Origin of the sequence: Cellulomonas sp. PS-H5, from assembly GCF_019265565.1 — a bacterium.
GTDB lineage: Bacteria > Actinomycetota > Actinomycetes > Actinomycetales > Cellulomonadaceae > Cellulomonas.
On sequence record NZ_JAHVCI010000008.1, the window covers coordinates 1 to 16,860 of the forward strand.

The following is a 16,860-nucleotide window of genomic DNA, read 5'->3' on the forward strand; positions in this document are numbered from 1 at the left end:
GATCAACGAGCTGCAGACCATCACCAACGACGTCGTCGAAGCCGCCGCCAGCACCCTCGTCATCGGAGTCAACTAACCGTGCCCCTGAGCGGCTGAAGACCGCCGCCACTCACCGGAGAAAGTCACACCAGTACCTCGAGGCGGACGAGCAGTGGTACGGCTCCGAGGACGCGGCGGCCTGGGACCTGACCTCGGGTGACGGACTCGGGCGCGACGCATGAGGCGGGGCGAGATCTGGACGATCGACTTCGACCCGGTGGTCGGCGCGGAGGCGGACAAGCGCACCAGACCAGCGGTGATCGTCTCGGGAGACGGCCGCAACAAGGCGTCCGAGCGCACCGGGCGCGGGGTGGTCACCGTCGTGCCGCTGACGTCGAACACCGCGCGGGTCCTGGCGTTCCAGGTGCTCGTCCCGGCCGAGCGCCGCAACGGCCTCGCCGCCGACTCCAAGGCGCAGGCCGAGCAGATCCGCGCGGTCGACGTGTCGCGGTTCGGCGACCGGCTCGGGTCCCTGACCCCGGAGCAGGTCGCAGCCCTGGACGAGGCGCTCCTCGTCCACCTCGCGCTGTCGACCCCTCCCGCCCGGGCAGGTCAGGGGCGTACCGTCCGGGGATGACGACGCCGAAGGTGCCCAAGGACGTGTACGAGGCCGAGCTGTTCCGCCTGCAGTCCGAGCTCGTCACCCTCCAGGAGTGGGTGCGCTCGACGGGGACCCGAGTGGCCGTCGTCTTCGAGGGCCGGGACGCGGCCGGCAAGGGCGGCACGATCAAGCGGATCTCCGAGTACCTCAGCCCCCGCGTCGCGCGCATCGCCGCGCTGCCGGCGCCCACGGAGCGCGAGCGCACCGAGTGGTACTTCCAGCGGTACGCCGCGCACCTGCCCGCGGGCGGGGAGATCGTGCTGTTCGACCGGTCCTGGTACAACCGCGCCGGCGTCGAGAAGGTCATGGGGTTCTGCACCCCGGAGGAGCACGCGCGGTTCCTGCAGCAGGCGCCGGTGTTCGAGCGGATGCTCATCGACGACGGCGTCCTGCTCCGCAAGTACTGGTTCTCGGTGTCGGACAAGGAGCAGCTCCGGCGGTTCCGCTCGCGGCTGGACGACCCGGTCCGGCGGTGGAAGCTGAGCCCGATGGACCTGGAGTCGATCGCGCGCTGGGAGGACTACTCGCGCGCGAAGGACGAGATGTTCGCGCACACCGACACCCCGGACAGCCCCTGGTACGTCGTGGAGTCGGACATCAAGCGGAACGCCCGGCTCAACATGATTGCCCACCTGCTCTCGACGATCCCGTACCGCGAGGTGAAGCACCCGAAGGTGAAGCTGCCCAAGCGGCCGCCCGCCGACGACTACCAGCGGCCGCCGCGCGAGCTGTTCACCTCGGTGCCGGACCACGCCGCGCGGCTGACCGGCGACCCGGAGGCGGACGCCTGACCCGCGCCGCCCCGCGCCGGGGGTAGCGTCCCGCCCGATGACCACGACCCCGGCGGCCCTGCCCGCGATCGCCCCCGACGACCCCCGCTCGCCCGACGTGCACGCCCTGCTCACCCGGCACCTGGAGCTCATGCACGCCCAGAGCGCCCCGGGGGACGTGCACGCCCTCGACGTGGCCGCGCTCACGGCGCCGCACGTCACGTTCGTCAGCGCGCGCGACGGGGCCGCCGGGGCCCTGCTGGGCGTGGGGGCGCTCGCCGAGATCGCCCCCGGGCACGGCGAGATCAAGTCCATGCACACCGCGGAGGCGGCCCGCCGCCGGGGCGTCGCGGGCTCGCTGCTCGCGCACCTGGTGGGCCTCGCGGTCGACCGGGGCTACGCGCGGGTCAGCCTGGAGACCGGCAGCGACGAGCACTTCGCCGCCGCCCGCGCGCTCTACGCCCGGGCGGGCTTCGCGGAGTGCGAGCCGTTCGCCGCCTACGAGCCGAGCGCCGCCTCGACGTTCATGACGCTGGACCTGGCCGCCGGGCGCTGAGGCGCACGGCGGCCGGTCCCCGCCTCAGGTGAGGTCGCGCGGCGGGCGGTAGCGGAACTCGAGGTCCGCGTCCGTGATCTCCCGGAGGACCCGCGCCGGGACGCCCCCGACGACGGTGCGCGGCGGCACGTTCCCCGTGACGACCGCACCCGCGGCGACGACCGAGCCCTCGCCGACCGTCACGCCCGGCAGGATCGTCGCCCCGGCACCGATCCACACGTCGTCCTCGATCCGCACCGGCGCCGAGAACTGCGTGCCGTCCCGGCGCAGGTCCGGGTGCACCGGGTGGCCGGTGGTGATGACGGTGACGTTCGGCGCGACCATGACCCGGCTGCCGACGTGCACCTCGACGTCGTCGACCAGCGTCAGGCCGACGTTCACGTACACGTCGTCGCCGAGGTGCACCCGGCTGCCGTACATGACGCGGAGCGGCGGCTCGACCCACACCCGCGCGCCCATCGAGCCGAACAGCTCCCGCAGGGTCCTGTCCCGGCCCTCGACGTCCCGCGGGTGCGAGGCGTTGAACTCGTGCACGAGCTCCTTGCCGCGGGTGCGCTCCTCCTCGAGGCCCTCCAGCCCCGGCCCGTAGTCGGTGTACGGCTCGTGCGCGGCCATGCGGCGCCGCACCTCGCGCTCGCGGTCGTCCATCGCCACCCCTTCGTCGGCGTCGCCACCCGCGTGCCGGGCGGCGCGCACCATCCTGCCGTGCCCGCGACCAGGGGTCGCCGCGCTCCGGTGGCGACACCGGGAAGGGCCACCTAACGTCAAGTCCGGCCCCGACCCGCACCGACCATGGAGGACACCGTGGCGCACTCTGCTGACGAGGCGGCCGCGCGGCCGCAGGAGGACGCCGGCATCGTGTCGTCCCGCCCCCCGGAGAGGTTCCGGCCCGTGCGCTCGTGGAGCCTGGACTCGGTGACCGACCTGTCGCGGGTGCGCCGCGAGCTGCTCGAGGAGATCACCGCCCCGCATGCGGCCCCGCAGGACGTGCTCGGCCGGGTGCCGGAGAACATGGTGCTCGTGGCCTCGGAGCTCGCGACCAACGCGCTCCAGCACGGCCGACCGCCGACGGTGCTCTCGCTGCTGGCGGACGACCTCGACTACCTCCTGGACGTCTGCGACGCGGACCTGGACACCACGCCGGTGATCGCCGGCGAGCGCCCCTCCGGCGCGGGCGGCTTCGGCCTGCTGATCGCGCACCGGCTGTCGCAGGAGGTCGGCTGGTACACCACCGACAAGACGAAGCACGTCTGGGCCATCTTCCCCGCCCAGCGCTGACACCCGCGCCCCCGGGGCCACCGGCCGCGGCCGCCCCGGGACGTTCGTCGTCTCGCGACTGTGCACGATCACAGCTTCGTACCCCGCGCTGACGCAGTTCGCGCCTCAAGAACCGCACAGTCCTGGTCTCCTCGGGCTGTGATCGTTTACAGTCGCCGCACCCCGCGAACGACGACGATCACGGAGAGGGACCGCCCGTGCACGCACTCCCCCGAGCCACCGGACGGCTGGCGGCGCTCGCCGCCGTGGCCGCGCTGCTGACCACCGCCCCACCCGCCGCCGCGGCCCCACCCGACGACGGACCGGTCGACGCCGGCGTCGTCGTGGCGAAGGTCGACGGCCTGGCCGAGGACTTCATCACCGGCGTGGACGTGTCGTCCGTGCTGTCCCAGGAGGCCAGCGGCGTCGTGTACCGGGACGCCGACGGCGTGCCGACCGACCTGTTCGAGGTGCTCGCCGACTCCGGCGTCAACTACGTGCGGGTCCGCGTCTGGAACGACCCGTACGACGCTCAGGGCCGGGGCTACGGCGGCGGCACCGTCGACGTGGCGCGCGCCGTCGAGATCGGCGAGCGCGCCACCGCGCACGGCCTGCGGGTGCTGGTCGACTTCCACTACTCCGACTTCTGGGCGGACCCGGCCAAGCAGCACGTGCCCAAGGCCTGGGAGGGCTTGTCCGTCGACGACAAGGCGGTGGCGCTGCACGACTGGACCGCCGCGGCGCTCACCGAGTTCCGGGACGCGGGCGTGGACGTCGGCATGGTGCAGGTCGGCAACGAGACGAACAACGCGGTCGCCGGCGTGAGCGGGTGGGACGGCATGGCGCAGCTGTTCTCGGCGGGCAGCTCCGCGGTGCGCGCGGTGCTGCCGGACGCGCTGGTCGCGGTGCACCTCACCAACCCCGAGACGGCCGGCCGGTACGCCACCGCTGCCGCGGCGCTGGACGCCCGGGGCGTGGACTACGACGTGTTCGCGAGCTCGTACTACCCGTACTGGCACGGCTCCCTGAGCAACCTCACGTCGGTGCTGAAGCAGGCCGCCGACGACTACGACAAGCAGGTCATGGTGGCCGAGACGTCGTGGGCCCGGACGCTGGACGACGGCGACGGGCACCCGAACGTCATCACCGCCGACACGACGACTCACCAGTACCCGATCTCGGTGCAGGGCCAGGCCACGGCGGTGCGCGACGTCGTCGCGGCGGTCGCGGCCGTCGGCGACGCGGGCATCGGCGTCTTCTACTGGGAGCCCGCGTGGACGCCGGTCGGCCCGCCGTCGGCGCTCGACGCCAACAAGGCCCTGTGGGAGGCGCACGGCTCGGGCTGGGCCTCCTCGTACGCGGGCGAGTACGACCCCGACGACGCCGGGCAGTACTACGGCGGCTCCGCCTGGGACAACCAGGCGCTGTTCGCCGACGACGGCACCGCGCTCGAGTCGCTGCGGGTGTTCTCGTACGTCCGGACCGGCGCGACCGCACCCCGGGCGGTGTCGTCCGTCGAGCAGGTGCGGGTCACGGTGACCGACGGCGCGCCGGTGGTCCTGCCGCCGACGGTCCAGGTCACGTACAACGACGGGACGGTCGAGGCCCAGGCGGTCACCTGGGACGCCACGGCGCTGGCGGCGATCGGCGGAGCGGGGACGTACCCGGTGCCGGGCGTCACCGCGGCGGGCGTCGCCGCGACCGCGACGGTCGTCGTCGAGGCCGTGAACCACGTGCAGAACCCGGGGTTCGAGGACGCCGACACGTCGATGTGGACGCTCACCGGGTCGGGGGCGCAGATCACCGCGACCGGGGACGCCGCAGCGGGCGCGCGGGCGCTGTCGTTCTGGGACGCCGCCGCGTTCGGCTTCACGCTCACCCAGCAGGTCACCGGGCTCGAGCCCGGGGCGTACACGCTGACGGCGACCGGGCAGGGCGGCGGCACCTCGGCCGGCGACCAGCTGCTGCTCGGCGCCGCGACCGCCGCGGGGTCGACCTCCGCGCCGTTCGCGCTCACCGGCTGGAAGGCCTGGTCGACACCCTCGGTGCCGGTCGCGGTCGGGGCGGACGGGGTGGCGGCCGTGTCGGTCACCGCGACGCTGTCGGGCGAGGCGTGGGGCACGGTCGACGAGGTGCGGCTGGTGCGGGACGCGCAGCAGCCGGCGGACCCGGGAACGGACCCGGGCACCCCGGGCACCGACCCCGGCGACCCGGGGACCGACCCGGGCCCCGACCCGGGCACCACGCCGTCGCCGGGCACGGGCACGACGACCCCCGGCACCACCCCGGGCGCCATCACGGGTCCGACCGCGACCGTCAGCGACCGGACCCTCCGCCCTGGCGACCCGGTCACGGTGACCGCGAGCGGTCTGACGGTCGGCGAGGTCGAGATCGGCGTCGCCAGCACCTACCGCGCCCTGGCCCGCGCCGCGGTCACGGACGGCTCGGTCACCGCGACGGTCACGCTGCCGACCGACCTGACGCCGGGCGTGCACCACGTCCAGGTCCGGTCGCTCGACGGCGCGGTGCTCGCGCAGGTGCGGATCGTCGTCCTGGGCGACGGCTCGCTGGCGGCCACGGGCGCCGACCCGGCCGGTGCGGCGCTGCTGTCGGCCCTGCTGCTCGCGGCGGGCGCGACCCTGGTGCTCGCGCGCCGGCACCGCGGCCGCGGGACGCGCGCGGCCTGAGCCCGGGCCTGTGCCGCCGCCTACGCCTTCCGGCCCCGCCCACGACGATCGTCGTGGGCGGGGCCGGAAGGGGTAGGTCGGGTGCTGCGGCCCGCGGCTACTTCAGGCCCGAGCGGACGAACGCGTCCACGACGTACCGCTGCAGGAACAGGTAGATCAGCAGGATCGGCACGCACGCCAGGCCGGACGCCGCCATGACGGCGCCCCAGTTGTTGCCCTCGGCGCCCAGGAACGACCGGATGCCGACCTGCACCAGCTGGTCCGTCGACCGCAGCACCAGCGACGGCCACAGGTACTCGTTCCACGCCGAGATGAACAGCATGATCGACAGCGCCGCGAGCGCCGGCCGCATGTTCGGCACCACGACCCGCCACAGCGTGCCCCACGACGACCGGCCGTCCATCTGCGCGGCGTCCAGCAGGTCGGACGGGAAGGCCTGCATGTGCTGCCGCATGAGCATGACCGCGAACGCCGAGCACAGGTTCGGCACCACCACGCCGGCGACGGTGTCGAGCAGCCCGAGCTGCGACACCAGCAGGTAGTTCGGGATCATCGTGACCTGGAACGGCACCAGCCAGGATCCGACGAACAGCAGGAACAGGAGCTTGCGGCCCGGGAACGACCACCGCGCGAACCCGTAGGCCGCCAGGATCGCGACCAGCAGCTGCGCGACGGCCAGCACGAGCGACATGCCGAACGTGTTGAGCAGCATCGACCCGAGCGGGATGGCGTCCCAGACGTACCGCAGGTTGTCCAGGCTGATCGGCCAGACCACGGGGTTCTGCGACAGGGCGTCCTCCGGTGCGCGCAGCGCCGTGGCGAACATCCAGTAGACCGGGAACACGCTGACCACCGCGAGCACGGCGAGCAGCAGGTGCGCGCCGGACAGGCCGGCGAGACGGGCGAGCCCGCGGGGCCGGTCGGAGGCGGCGGACGTGGACGCGGGCGCGGCGGTGGGGCCACCCGCGACTACGGGCACCCCCGCGGCGGGCGCGCGGCCCGCGGGCGCGGGCAGGACGACGAAGGCCATGACGGTCCCCTCCCTCAGTTGTCGTAGAAGCTCAGGCGCTCGGACAGCTCGACGAACACGGCCGCGACGAGACCGAACCCGACGAAGAAGATCGTCCCGGCGGCGGCGGACAGCCCGGCGTCGAAGTTCCGGAACCCGAACTGGTAGAGCAGGTAGTAGATGTTCGTGGAGGCCGTGCCGGGCCCGCCCTGCGTGAGGATGTCGATCACCGGGTAGGTCCACTGGGCCGACAGCAGGATGGTCATGAGCGCCAGGAACACGAGCGTCGGCGACAGCAGCGGCAGCGTGATCCGCCAGGTGATCGTCCCGGCGCCCGCGCCGTCCATCGACGCGGCCGACGCGTAGTCGGGGTTGATCCCCGCCAGGCCGGCCGACACGACGAGCACGCCGAACCCGAGCATCTGCCAGCCGACGATCACGATGACCGCCCAGATGACCGTCGACGGGTCGCGGAACACGTTGCCGATCTCGATCCCGGCGGAGCGCAGCGTCTCGGTGAGCGCGCCGCCCTCCTCCGCGAACAGCCAGCGCCACACGGCGCTCGTGGCGACCGGGGTGATGAGGTACGGGACGAAGATCAGCGCCTGGTAGACGGTCCGGGCCCGGCCTGTCACCCGGCGCGCGACCAGGGCGAACACCAGCGGCAGCACCACCGAGAACACCAGGAACGCGCCGGTGTAGAGCAGCGTGTTCCGCAGCGCCGCGTGCAGCTCGGGCAGCGCGAGGACGTCGGCGTAGTTCTGCGCGCCGACGAACGTCATCGGCGAGGTCGGGACCAGGTTCCAGTCGTAGACGGACAGCCGGAACGTCTCGACGAGCGGCTTGTAGACCCACACCACCAGCAGCACGACGGCCGGCAGCAGGTACAGGTACGGCACCAGCCTCCGGGCGGCCCGCCGACCGGCGGAGGAAGCAGCGGGGACGGGTCCCGCGGCCTCCTCCGCCGGAGCAGCCGACCCGGCCGCGGCCGGGGGGTCGAGGGGGACGAACACGGTGGGTCAGTCCTCCACCGACGCGGCGATGGCCGCGAGCTGCTGGTCCTCGGACATCGCGAGGAACGCGTCGAGCTGCTCGGCCGACATCTCGTAGACCGTCGGGAACTGGCCGATCGGCACCACGGAGTGCACGACGCGGTCGCCGTAGACGTGCACCAGGTTGTACGCCTGCGCGCCGTCCTGGCCGCGGGCGGCCGGGTACCGCACCTGCAGGTCCTGCGTGTAGCAGGTGGCCGAGGCGACGGACACCGGCACCCCGGCGAACGTCGAGGCGGTCGAGTAGTGCAGGTGGCCGCCGAGGATGCCGCGCACGTCGGTGCCACGGACGACCTCGGCGAGCCGGTCCTGGTCGCGGAGCTCCACCAGCGCGATCAGCCCGAGCGGGCTGGGCACCGGCGGGTGGTGCAGGGCGAGCAGCGTGCCGTGCGGCGCCGGGGTGGCGAGCACGTCGCGCAGCCAGTCGAGCTGGTCGTCGTCGATCGCGCCGTAGTGCTGCCCGGGGACGGTCGAGTCGAGCACGACGATCCGCAGCCCGTCGACGTCGTGCACCCGGTCGACGGAGCCGGTGCCCTCCTGGTCGAGCAGCCCGGCGCGGAACGCGCCCCGCTCGTCGTGGTTGCCCATGACCCAGATGACCTCGGCCCCGACGGCGGCCGCGGCCGGCTCGACCATGGCGCGGAGCCGGGCGTAGGCGTCCGGGCGGCCGGTGTCCGCGAGGTCGCCGGTGAACACGATCGCCTCCGGGCGGGCGCCCGACCTCGCGAGGCCCTCCAGCATGAGGGCGAGGTTGGCGTCGGAGTCGACGACCTCGTGCAGCTTCTCGCCGTCGGCGACGAAGTGGGTGTCGCTGATGTGCAGGATGGTGTGGTCGGGCAGGCCGTGCTGGCTGTGCAGCGCGCTCATCGGGGGTCCTCCGTCGCAGGTGTCGGGATGGTGCCGGGGGCCGCGTCCGCGGGTGCCGCGACGGGCTCGACCAGCCGGGCGCGGAGCGCCGCCAGGTCGTCGTCCGTCAGCCCGTGGGCCGCGAGGTAGGCCGCCGCGGAGCCGTGCTCCGCCTCGACCCGGGCGAGCAGGGCGGTCAGCACCGGGGCGGGGCTGGCCGTGACGATCTCGACGACGCCCGGCGGCAGCTCGCCGACCACGCCGAGCGACGACGCGGCCGCCAGCGCCTCCCGGGCCCAGTCGCCCGCCAGGTGCTCGGCGCTCCGGGCGTAGTCGGCGGCGACCACCTCGGCCGGGACGCCGACCGCCCGCAGCGCGAGCGCGACGACCAGGCCGGTGCGGTCCTTGCCGGCCGTGCAGTGCACGATCGACGCGCCCTCGCCGGCCCGGGCCAGCGCGGCGACCGCCCGGGTCAGGGCGTCGCCGCGGTCGTCCACCATGGCGTCGTACAGCGTGGCCAGGTCGATCCGGCCGGTCAGCAGGGCGGCGGGCGCCGCGTCCGCGAACACCGGCAGGTGCGCGACCTCGACGTCCAGGCCGTCGAGCCGGCTCGGCGCCGCCAGCAGCTCGCGCTCGTCCCGCAGGTCGACCACGAGCCGGACGCCGCGGCCGGCCAGCGCCGCGAGGTCGCCCTCGGTCAGCCGGTGCAGCGCGTCCGAGCGGAGCAGCGCGCCCCACCGGGTGCGGCCGACGACCGCGCCGTCCGCACCGAGGACCGGGTAGCCGCCCGTGTCCCGCAGGTTGTGCGTGCCCTCGAGCGCGATCAGGCGCTCGGTGCCGGGCAGGGAGTCGGTGGCGCTCACTCGGCGATCAGCCCCTGCGCGCGCTCCTGGGCGTCGGCCATCGTCGCGGCCGGGTCCTCGCCGTAGAAGACCGAGTCCTCGATCGCGGTCGCCAGCAGGTCGTCCACCTGGACGTAGGAGTCACCCGGGTAGGAGACCCACGGCTCCAGGTCGTCGAGCTGGTCGAGGTTCGGCTGCACGAGCGGGTTGGACTGCGTCCACTCGTGCAGCGCGCCGCCCTCCTCGGTGAGCGAGGTGCGCAGCGGGAGGTAGCCGATCCCGGTCGAGATCTTCTCGTACGCGTGGTCGCTCGTCATGAACTGCATGAACTCCCAGGAGGCCCGCTGCTTGGCCGGGTCCTGGCTGAACATGAAGAGCGCCGAGCCGGAGTTGGTCGGCACGACCTGCTGGTCGCCGAACGCCGGCATCCCGGTGTTCGCGAGCGTCCAGCCGCCGGCGTCGGCGGCGGCCATGAAGGTCGACTGCAGCGCAGAGGTGTTCAGCTGGAACACGGTGTCGCCGCGGGCGAACGACTCGTACTGCGCGGTCGAGTCCTCGTTCGCGAGCACGCCCGTGTCGAACAGGTCGCGGAGCTCCTGCACCGCCGCGACCGCGCCGTCCTCGCCGAACTCGATCGTGCTGCGGTCCTCGCTGAGCACCCGGCCGCCGGCGGACCGGATCATGCCCTGCATGCACCAGGAGCCGCCCTTGACGGCGCACGAGATCGTCAGCGACGGCTTCCCGGTCTGCGCGGTGACCGCGGCGGCGGCCTCCTCGACGGCGTCCCAGGTCGACAGGTCGACGTCGGCGGGCAGGCCCGCGGCCTCCAGCGCCGAGGCGTTGTAGAACAGCACCGGCGTCGAGAACACGTAGGGCATGCCGTAGAGCTCGCCGTCCCAGTCGCCGAGGGTGGCCGCGCGCTCGTGCATCGGGTGCTCGCCGCCGAGCGCCTCGTCGACCGCGTCCGACCCGACCAGCTGCTCGACGGGCTGCGCGCCGAGCTCGGTGACCGCGAAGTCGAGGGTGTCGAAGGTCAGCTGCGCGACGTCCGGCGGGTTGCCCGCGAGCATCTGGGTCTGGACGGAGCCGACCGTGTTGCTGCCGGCGGCGCCGGTGGTCTGCGTCGGCTGGGCCTTGACCGTGATGTTCGGGTGCTCGGCCTCGAAGTCGGCGACCAGGCCCTCGATCGTGTCCGTCCAGGCGCCGGCCTGGAGCAGGTTGTAGCTCTCGAACACGATCTCGACCTGCTGGTCGGGGTCGAGCTCCGGGATCACGTCCGAGGTGCTCGCGGCGGTCGTCGTGCCGGCGGTGGCGCAGCCGGTCAGCGCGAGCGCCGTCACGCCGGCCAGGGCCAGCGCGCGCGTGCGGGTGGAGGTACGCATGGGGGTCTCCTGCGTTCGGGTGGGGTGCGGGGGGGTGGGGGTGCAGGGGGTGAGGCGGATCGGGGGTCGTCGTCAGGCGGCCGCGAGGGCCGGGTCGCCGGCCGGGGCGGTCTCCGGGTCGGCCACCCACTGCAGCCGGCGGCCGGTCTCCCGGTCGAACAGGTGGGTGTGCGCGACGGGCGCGTGCAGCCGAGCGGCCTCGCCGACCCGGACGACCACCTCGCGCGGCGCGCGGACCGCGAGGCGCGACCCGCCGCTGCGGACGTAGACGACCTGCTCGCTGCCGAGGTTCTCGACGGTGTCGACGACGCCGTCGAACGCGACGCCCGGGCGGGTGCCCGCGGGCGCCGTCGGGTCGACGAACGTGAGGTGCTCCGGGCGGACGCCCAGCACCGCGTCGAGCGGCGGCGTCGTGCCCGGCCAGAGCACCCCGCCGGCGTCGGGCGCCGCCACGCGGACGGACCCGCCGTCCGACGTGAGGGTCGCGTCCAGCAGGTTCATCGCGGGGCTGCCGAGGAAGCCCGCGACGAACACCGACGCCGGCCGGTCGTACACCTCGGCGGGCGTCCCCAGCTGCTCGAGGTCGCCGGCGTTCAGCACGGCGATCTTGGTCGCCATGGTCATCGCCTCGACCTGGTCGTGCGTCACGTAGACGAACGTGGCGCCGAGGCGGCGGTGCAGGTCGGTCAGCTCCTGGCGGGTGGCGGTGCGCAGCTTGGCGTCGAGGTTCGACAGCGGCTCGTCCATGAGGAACGCGCGCGGGGCGCGGACGAGGGCGCGGCCGACCGCGACGCGCTGGCGCTGGCCGCCGGACAGCTGGCGGGGCTTGCGCTGCAGCAGGTGGTCGATCTCCAGGCTGGCCGCGACCTCGGCGACCCGGGTCGCGACCTCGGCGGCCGGCACCCGGCGCACCTTCAGGGGGAAGGCGAGGTTCTTCGCGACCGACAGGTGCGGGTAGAGCGCGTAGCTCTGGAACACCATCGCCAGGTCGCGGCGCTTGGACGGCTCGTGCGTGATGTCGCGGCCGTCCAGCAGCACCTGGCCGCCGGTCGGCTCCAGCAGCCCCGCCAGCATCCGCAGCAGGGTCGTCTTGCCGCAGCCGCTGGGGCCTAGCAGGACGAGGAAGTCGCCGTCCTCGATGGTCAGGTCGACGCTGTTCACGGCGACGGTGCTGCCGAAGCGGCGGGCCAGGCCGCGGATCTCGATGGCGCTCATCGGTCCTCCGGGATGGAACGAGTTTCCACTCCGATGTTCCGATCCGGAGCGGCGTTACATCCGCAGCATGGGCGCCCCCGGTGAACGGCGGGCGTGCAGCAGGCGAACCCTCGGCCCCCGGTGCCGGAACTCTGGGGCCACACCCCCGGCCCGGTGGCGAGCTCGCAGGTCAGGGCGTAGCGGTGCCGTCCTCGTCGTCGTCCGCGACCAACCCGAGGACGGCCTCGCGGGTCCGGCGGCCGGCGTCGGCCGAGGCGGCGGTCCGCTCGGACACCGCGGCCTGGAGCGCCGACAGCAGCAGGATCTGGGCGAGGTTCCCCGTCACGGCGCCGGTGTCCCACGACCCGTACGACGCCCCGACGACCAGCGTGTGCGCCGCCGCCCGCCCGAGCCGGGACCTCGCGTACCCGGTGACCCCGACGACGGTCGCGCCCGCCGCGACCGCGCCGTCGACGGCGTGCAGCGTCACCGCGTTCATCCCGCTGTCGCTCACCGCGAGGCACACGTCGCCCGGCGACAGCAGCGTCCCGGTGAGCTGCTGCGTCACCGCGTCGACCGGCGCCTCGCACGGCCGGCCCGACACCAGCAGCCGCAGCGCGACCATCTGCGCAGCCGGCGCCGACCCGCCGTTCCCGACGACCAGCACCCGCGACGCCCGGGCGATCGCCTCGGCGGCGCGCTCGAACTCGTCGACGTCGAGCGACCCGGGCGCGTCCCGCAGCTCGTCGGCCGCCTGCGCGAACAGCGCCGCGACCCGGTTCGCGGGCGGCGCGCCGGCGTCGGCGGCGTGCTCGGCGGCCGCGGCCTGCGCGGCACCGGCGTCGCGGAGCAGCAGGAGCCGCAGGTGCTGGAAGCCCTTGAACCCGAGGGTCTGGCACGCCCGCACCACGGTCGCCGACGACGTGGAGGTCCGCGCCGCCAGGTCGCCCACCGACAGCAGCGCCACCTCCTGCGGCGCCCGCACGCACTCCTCCGCGACGCGCCGCTCCCCCGGCCCCAGCGACGGGAGGATGGACGCGATCAGGGCGACCGTGCCGCCGACGGGCGGCTCGGCGGCGGGTGCGGTGGTGCTCATCGGGCATGCGTACCACGCGCGGGTGAACCGCCGGGGGCGGTCGGGCGCGCCGCGAGCAGCGCGGGCACGGCAGATCCGTCGCCGACCCACGCCCGGAAGACCGGGCTGATCCAGCCGGCGAGAGCCATCAGCTGGTCGTGCCGCCGCTCGCACGGCAGCGTCCAGATCCGGTGGTGGTGACCGATGCGGTTGCGCAGCTCCCTCAGGTCCGCGATCGGCTCCGCGACCGTCTGCCGCGCGCGGTCCGGCGCGTGCGGGAACGCGTCGGCGAGATCCGGCCACAGGTTCGTCCACCGCCGGGAGACGAGCTGGTGCCACAGGCCGAGGGACGTCTCCGAGAGGACCTGCCCGTGGGTCATCGGCTTGGCGTTCACGCTCACCCGCCTCCGGGCGTCCACGAGGTCGCGGTAGGGCCGCCGGTGCCGCTGCGCCCCGGACAGATCCCGCCCGAGCTCTCCGGTCGGGTCGTCGAGCCAGGTGGCCGGGCGACCGAGAGCCGCGTGCCGCGCCGACATCCGCGCGTCGAGCCCGTTCCGCAGCCCGACCTCCAGATGGCCCAGGTCGACGAAGAACGCCGCGGCCAGGCGCGCGTTCCACCGGTAGAGGTCGAGCGCCCGCTCCCGGTCCTGCGCGACCGCCGCCAGGTACAACCCCATCCGTGCCGCTCCGAGGTGGCCGAGCACGGCGTCCACCGATCCGGCGTTGTCCACGTCCCCCACCCCGCGTAAGGTCGGTCCCCACACCCCGGAACCGTCCCTGTAACTCGTTCGCGAGTCGATCACACGGCCGGGGTTTCGTCGTGCTCCCACCCTTCCGACGCTCACCGTCCCTGCGTAGGACGTTCGTTCCGGCTCCGTGACGTACGCCCAGCGACCGCACAGCGGGGACCGGCGCAGGGCACGGGATCGCGCGTCAGGGTCGTCCCCATGAGCCAGAACCCCGACACCACCCGCCCGGCCGCCGAGGGGCCTGCGCCCACCGTGGCCCCGGCACTCGCGGACGCGACCACCCCGACCCCGGCCGCCCCGACCCCGACCCCGGCCCCGACGCCCGAGCCCGCCGCCTCGCCGTCTCCCGCCGCGCAGACCGGCGCGGCGCCGGAGCCCGCGCGGCCGCGCCGCCGCCTCGGCCGACGGGCGGTCGCGTCGCTCGTGCTCGCGGGCGTGCTGCTCGTCGGCGGCGGGGGCGGCTTCGCGATCGGCCGGGCCACGGCGCCCGACCCGACGTTCCCCACCTTCGAGGGCGGTGGCCCCGGCGGTCAGGTGCCCGGCGGGGGCAGCGGCGACGGCGAGATGCCGCAGCCGCCCTCGGGTCGCGAGGGCGACGGGTCCGGCAACGGGTCCGACGAGGGCACGGGAGGCGCCGACTCCGGCACGACCGACGACGGCTCGTCGGCGACCGACTCGTCCGCGACGACCTGACGCCGGCACCCGCGCCAGGCCCGGCCGCGGCTCAGTCCGCCGTGACCTCCGTGACCCGGCCCTCCTCGACGTGCCACCGCCGGGTCAGCCGGACGCTGTCGAGCATCCGCCGGTCGTGGGTCACGAGCAGCACCGTGCCGTCGAACGACTCCAGCGCCTGCTCCAGCTGCTCGATCGCCGGGAGGTCGAGGTGGTTGGTCGGCTCGTCGAGGACCAGGAGGTTGACCCCGCGGGCCTGGAGGAGCGCGAGGGCCGCGCGGGTCCGCTCCCCCGGCGACAGCGAGGCCGCGGGCCGGTGGACGTGGTGGCCCCCGAGCCCGAACTTGGCGAGCAGCGTCCGCACGTCGGCGGTCGTCCAGTCCGGGACCTCCCGGGAGAACGCGTCGGCGAGCGGGGCGTCGCCCTCGAACGCGGCGCGCGCCTGGTCGACCTCGCCGACGAGCACACCGGACCCGAGGTCGACCCGGCCCTCGTCGGGGGCGAGCCGGCCCAGCAGCAGCGCGAGCAGCGTGGTCTTGCCGGCGCCGTTCGGTCCGGTGACCGCCACGCGGTCCTGCCAGTCGAGCTGCACGTCGACGGGACCGAGCGTGAACCCGCCCCGGTGCACGACCGCCGCCCGCGCCGCCGCGACCACGGCCCCGGACCGGGGCGCGGCGGCGATGCTCATCTGGAGCTGCCACTCCTTGCGCGGCTCCGCGACCACCTCCAGCCGCTCCATCAGCCGCTCGGTCTGCCGGGCCTTGGCCGCCTGCTTCTCCGAGGCGTCCGCGCGGAACTTCCGGCCGATCTTGTCGTTGTCGGACGCCTTGCGCCGGGCGTTCTTCACGCCCTTGTCCATCCACGCGCGCTGCATCCGGGCGCGGGCGGACAGCGCGTCGCGGCGGGCGGCGTAGTCCTCGTAGGCCTCGCGGGCCTGGCGCCGCGCCGTGGACCGCTCCTCCAGGTAGGCGTCGTACGAGCCGCCGTACACGGCCACCCGCTGCAGGCTCCGGTCGATCTCGACGACCGACGTGACCGTACGGCTGAGGAACTCCCGGTCGTGGCTGACGACGACCACCGGCGCGGTCGACCGGTCCACGAAGTCCTCCAGCAGCGCCAGCCCCTCCAGGTCGAGGTCGTTGGTCGGCTCGTCCAGCAGGTACAGGTCGTACCGGGACAGCAGCAGCGCCGCGAGGCCGACGCGCGCCGCCTGGCCGCCGGACAGGGCGGTCATGGGCAGCTCCGGGTCGACGTCGAGGCCGAGGTCCGCGAGCACCGAGCCCGTGCGGGCCTCCAGGTCCGCGCCGCCGAGGCCCATCCAGCGCTCCAGCGCCTCGGCGAACTCGTCGTCCGATCCGGGCTCGCCCGCGCCCAGCCGCTCGGCCGCGGCGTCCATCGCCGCCTGCGCGGGGCCGACGCCGGTGCGCCGCTCCAGGTGCGCCCGCACCGACTCGTCCGCGCGGCGCTCGATCTCCTGCGCGAGGTAGCCGAGCTGCGCCGTCGGCGGGGACACCGCGACGGCGCCGTCGTCGGGCGCGCGGGTCCCCGCGAGGATCCGCAGCAGGGTCGACTTGCCCGCGCCGTTGGGCCCGACGAGCCCGACGACGTCGCCCGGCGCCACCACCAGGTCGACGCCGGAGAACAGCTCGCGGTCGCCGAACGCGGCCCCCACGCCCTTGGCCTGCACGGTCGCGCTCATGGGTCCATTGTCGGGCCTCGGCCAGGCGGGCTCACGCGCTTTCCGTCCCGGCGGCGCGGGTCAGCGCTCGGCCGGCTCGCTCTCCGCCGCCGTCCGGGATCCGCGGTCCGCCGGCGCCTCCAGCCGGCCCGTCCGGTGCAGCCACCGCTCGGCGAGCAGCGTGAACATCGGCGGCACCGAGGCCGCGAGCGCCACCAGCGTCGGCCACCAGCCCCAGCGCAGCCGGATCCCGGCGACGAGGGTCAGCGCCGCGTAGGCCAGGAACACCAGGCCGTGGGCCTGCCCGAACACCTGCACGCCGACCTCGGTGGTCTTCGTGACGTACTTGAGGAACATGCCGACGAGCAGGCCGGCCCACGTCGCGGCCTCCAGGAACGCGGCGATCCGGAACGCCTGGGCGTCCGGGTGGGTGACTCGCTTCATGCGGCGG

17 protein-coding genes are annotated in these 16,860 nt (G+C 74.6%); 6 read left to right on the plus strand and 11 right to left on the minus strand.

Features of this window, described 5'->3' with window-relative positions; translation table 11 throughout:
* Nucleotides 1-217: 217 nt before the first annotated feature.
* From J5O08_RS05140 to J5O08_RS05150, 3 genes are read left to right on the plus strand one after another with little or no spacing between them, the layout of a single operon-like run.
* Nucleotides 218-616, plus strand: a complete 399-nt coding sequence (locus J5O08_RS05140; RefSeq protein ID WP_218705780.1) for a type II toxin-antitoxin system PemK/MazF family toxin — start codon at nt 218-220, stop codon at nt 614-616.
* Nucleotides 613-1,431, plus strand: a complete 819-nt coding sequence (gene ppk2 / locus J5O08_RS05145) for a polyphosphate kinase 2 (protein ID WP_217616448.1) — start codon at nt 613-615, stop codon at nt 1,429-1,431. Before J5O08_RS05140 ends, ppk2 begins: the two co-directional genes overlap by 4 nt.
* A 37-nt stretch (nt 1,432-1,468) precedes the next feature.
* The gene (locus tag J5O08_RS05150; RefSeq protein ID WP_218705781.1) at nt 1,469-1,966 is read left to right on the plus strand and encodes a GNAT family N-acetyltransferase; all 498 of its coding nucleotides are present in this window, start codon (nt 1,469-1,471) and stop codon (nt 1,964-1,966) included.
* Nucleotides 1,967-1,990: 24 nt separating this feature from the next.
* Here J5O08_RS05150 and J5O08_RS05155 read toward each other — a convergent pair whose 3' ends face one another.
* Nucleotides 1,991-2,614 carry a sugar O-acetyltransferase gene (locus J5O08_RS05155; protein ID WP_218705782.1) on the minus strand — a complete coding sequence of 208 codons (624 nt, stop codon included), beginning with the start codon at nt 2,612-2,614 and terminating at the stop codon, nt 1,991-1,993.
* A 156-nt stretch (nt 2,615-2,770) separates the two neighbouring features.
* Between J5O08_RS05155 and J5O08_RS05160 the strand changes: the two genes are divergently transcribed.
* Both J5O08_RS05160 and J5O08_RS21340 read left to right on the plus strand, forming a co-directional pair.
* Complete coding sequence (locus tag J5O08_RS05160; RefSeq protein WP_217616451.1) at nt 2,771-3,244, plus strand: ATP-binding protein; 474 nt, start codon at nt 2,771-2,773, stop codon at nt 3,242-3,244.
* Between the two features lie 197 nt (nt 3,245-3,441).
* Nucleotides 3,442-5,910 carry a glycosyl hydrolase 53 family protein gene (locus J5O08_RS21340; protein ID WP_218705783.1) on the plus strand — a complete coding sequence of 823 codons (2,469 nt, stop codon included), beginning with the start codon at nt 3,442-3,444 and terminating at the stop codon, nt 5,908-5,910.
* 97 nt (nt 5,911-6,007) lie between these two features.
* Here the strand turns inward: J5O08_RS21340 and J5O08_RS05170 are convergent, their stop codons facing one another.
* From J5O08_RS05170 to J5O08_RS05205, 8 genes are all read right to left on the minus strand, one after another.
* Nucleotides 6,008-6,940 (minus strand): carbohydrate ABC transporter permease, encoded by a 933-nt coding sequence (locus tag J5O08_RS05170; RefSeq protein WP_218705784.1) that lies wholly within the window; start codon nt 6,938-6,940, stop codon nt 6,008-6,010.
* Between the two features lie 14 nt (nt 6,941-6,954).
* Nucleotides 6,955-7,818, minus strand: a complete 864-nt coding sequence (locus tag J5O08_RS05175) for a sugar ABC transporter permease (protein WP_308281376.1) — start codon at nt 7,816-7,818, stop codon at nt 6,955-6,957.
* A gap of 120 nt (nt 7,819-7,938) precedes the next feature.
* Entirely contained in the window at nt 7,939-8,838 is a 900-nt protein-coding gene (locus tag J5O08_RS05180; protein ID WP_218705786.1) for a phosphodiesterase, read from the minus strand.
* A complete protein-coding gene (locus tag J5O08_RS05185; RefSeq protein WP_218705787.1) occupies nt 8,835-9,680 on the minus strand; it encodes a tyrosine-protein phosphatase in 846 nt (281 codons plus the stop codon). The genes J5O08_RS05180 and J5O08_RS05185 overlap by 4 nt, the downstream gene beginning before the upstream one ends.
* Nucleotides 9,677-11,041: an extracellular solute-binding protein gene (locus J5O08_RS05190; protein ID WP_218705788.1), complete on the minus strand. Its 1,365-nt coding sequence runs from the start codon at nt 11,039-11,041 to the stop codon at nt 9,677-9,679. The genes J5O08_RS05185 and J5O08_RS05190 overlap by 4 nt, the downstream gene beginning before the upstream one ends.
* A 72-nt stretch (nt 11,042-11,113) precedes the next feature.
* Entirely contained in the window at nt 11,114-12,256 is a 1,143-nt protein-coding gene (locus J5O08_RS05195) for an ABC transporter ATP-binding protein (protein ID WP_218705789.1), read from the minus strand.
* A gap of 169 nt (nt 12,257-12,425) precedes the next feature.
* Nucleotides 12,426-13,331: a MurR/RpiR family transcriptional regulator gene (locus tag J5O08_RS05200; RefSeq protein WP_218705791.1), complete on the minus strand. Its 906-nt coding sequence runs from the start codon at nt 13,329-13,331 to the stop codon at nt 12,426-12,428.
* Nucleotides 13,328-14,041 (minus strand): hypothetical protein, encoded by a 714-nt coding sequence (locus J5O08_RS05205; protein WP_218705793.1) that lies wholly within the window; start codon nt 14,039-14,041, stop codon nt 13,328-13,330. The genes J5O08_RS05200 and J5O08_RS05205 overlap by 4 nt, the downstream gene beginning before the upstream one ends.
* A 216-nt stretch (nt 14,042-14,257) precedes the next feature.
* Here J5O08_RS05205 and J5O08_RS05210 point away from each other — a divergent pair, with 216 nt between their 5' ends.
* A complete protein-coding gene (locus J5O08_RS05210; RefSeq protein WP_218705794.1) occupies nt 14,258-14,752 on the plus strand; it encodes a hypothetical protein in 495 nt (164 codons plus the stop codon).
* A gap of 31 nt (nt 14,753-14,783) precedes the next feature.
* On the opposite strand, the gene J5O08_RS05215 is transcribed toward J5O08_RS05210, so the two are convergent.
* Both J5O08_RS05215 and J5O08_RS05220 read right to left on the minus strand, forming a co-directional pair.
* Nucleotides 14,784-16,430: an ABC-F family ATP-binding cassette domain-containing protein gene (locus J5O08_RS05215; RefSeq protein WP_218705796.1), complete on the minus strand. Its 1,647-nt coding sequence runs from the start codon at nt 16,428-16,430 to the stop codon at nt 14,784-14,786.
* Between the two features lie 60 nt (nt 16,431-16,490).
* Nucleotides 16,491-16,853, minus strand: coding sequence for a DUF3817 domain-containing protein (locus J5O08_RS05220; protein WP_218705798.1), 363 nt, complete (start codon nt 16,851-16,853; stop codon nt 16,491-16,493).
* Between the last annotated feature and the right edge of the window lie 7 nt (nt 16,854-16,860).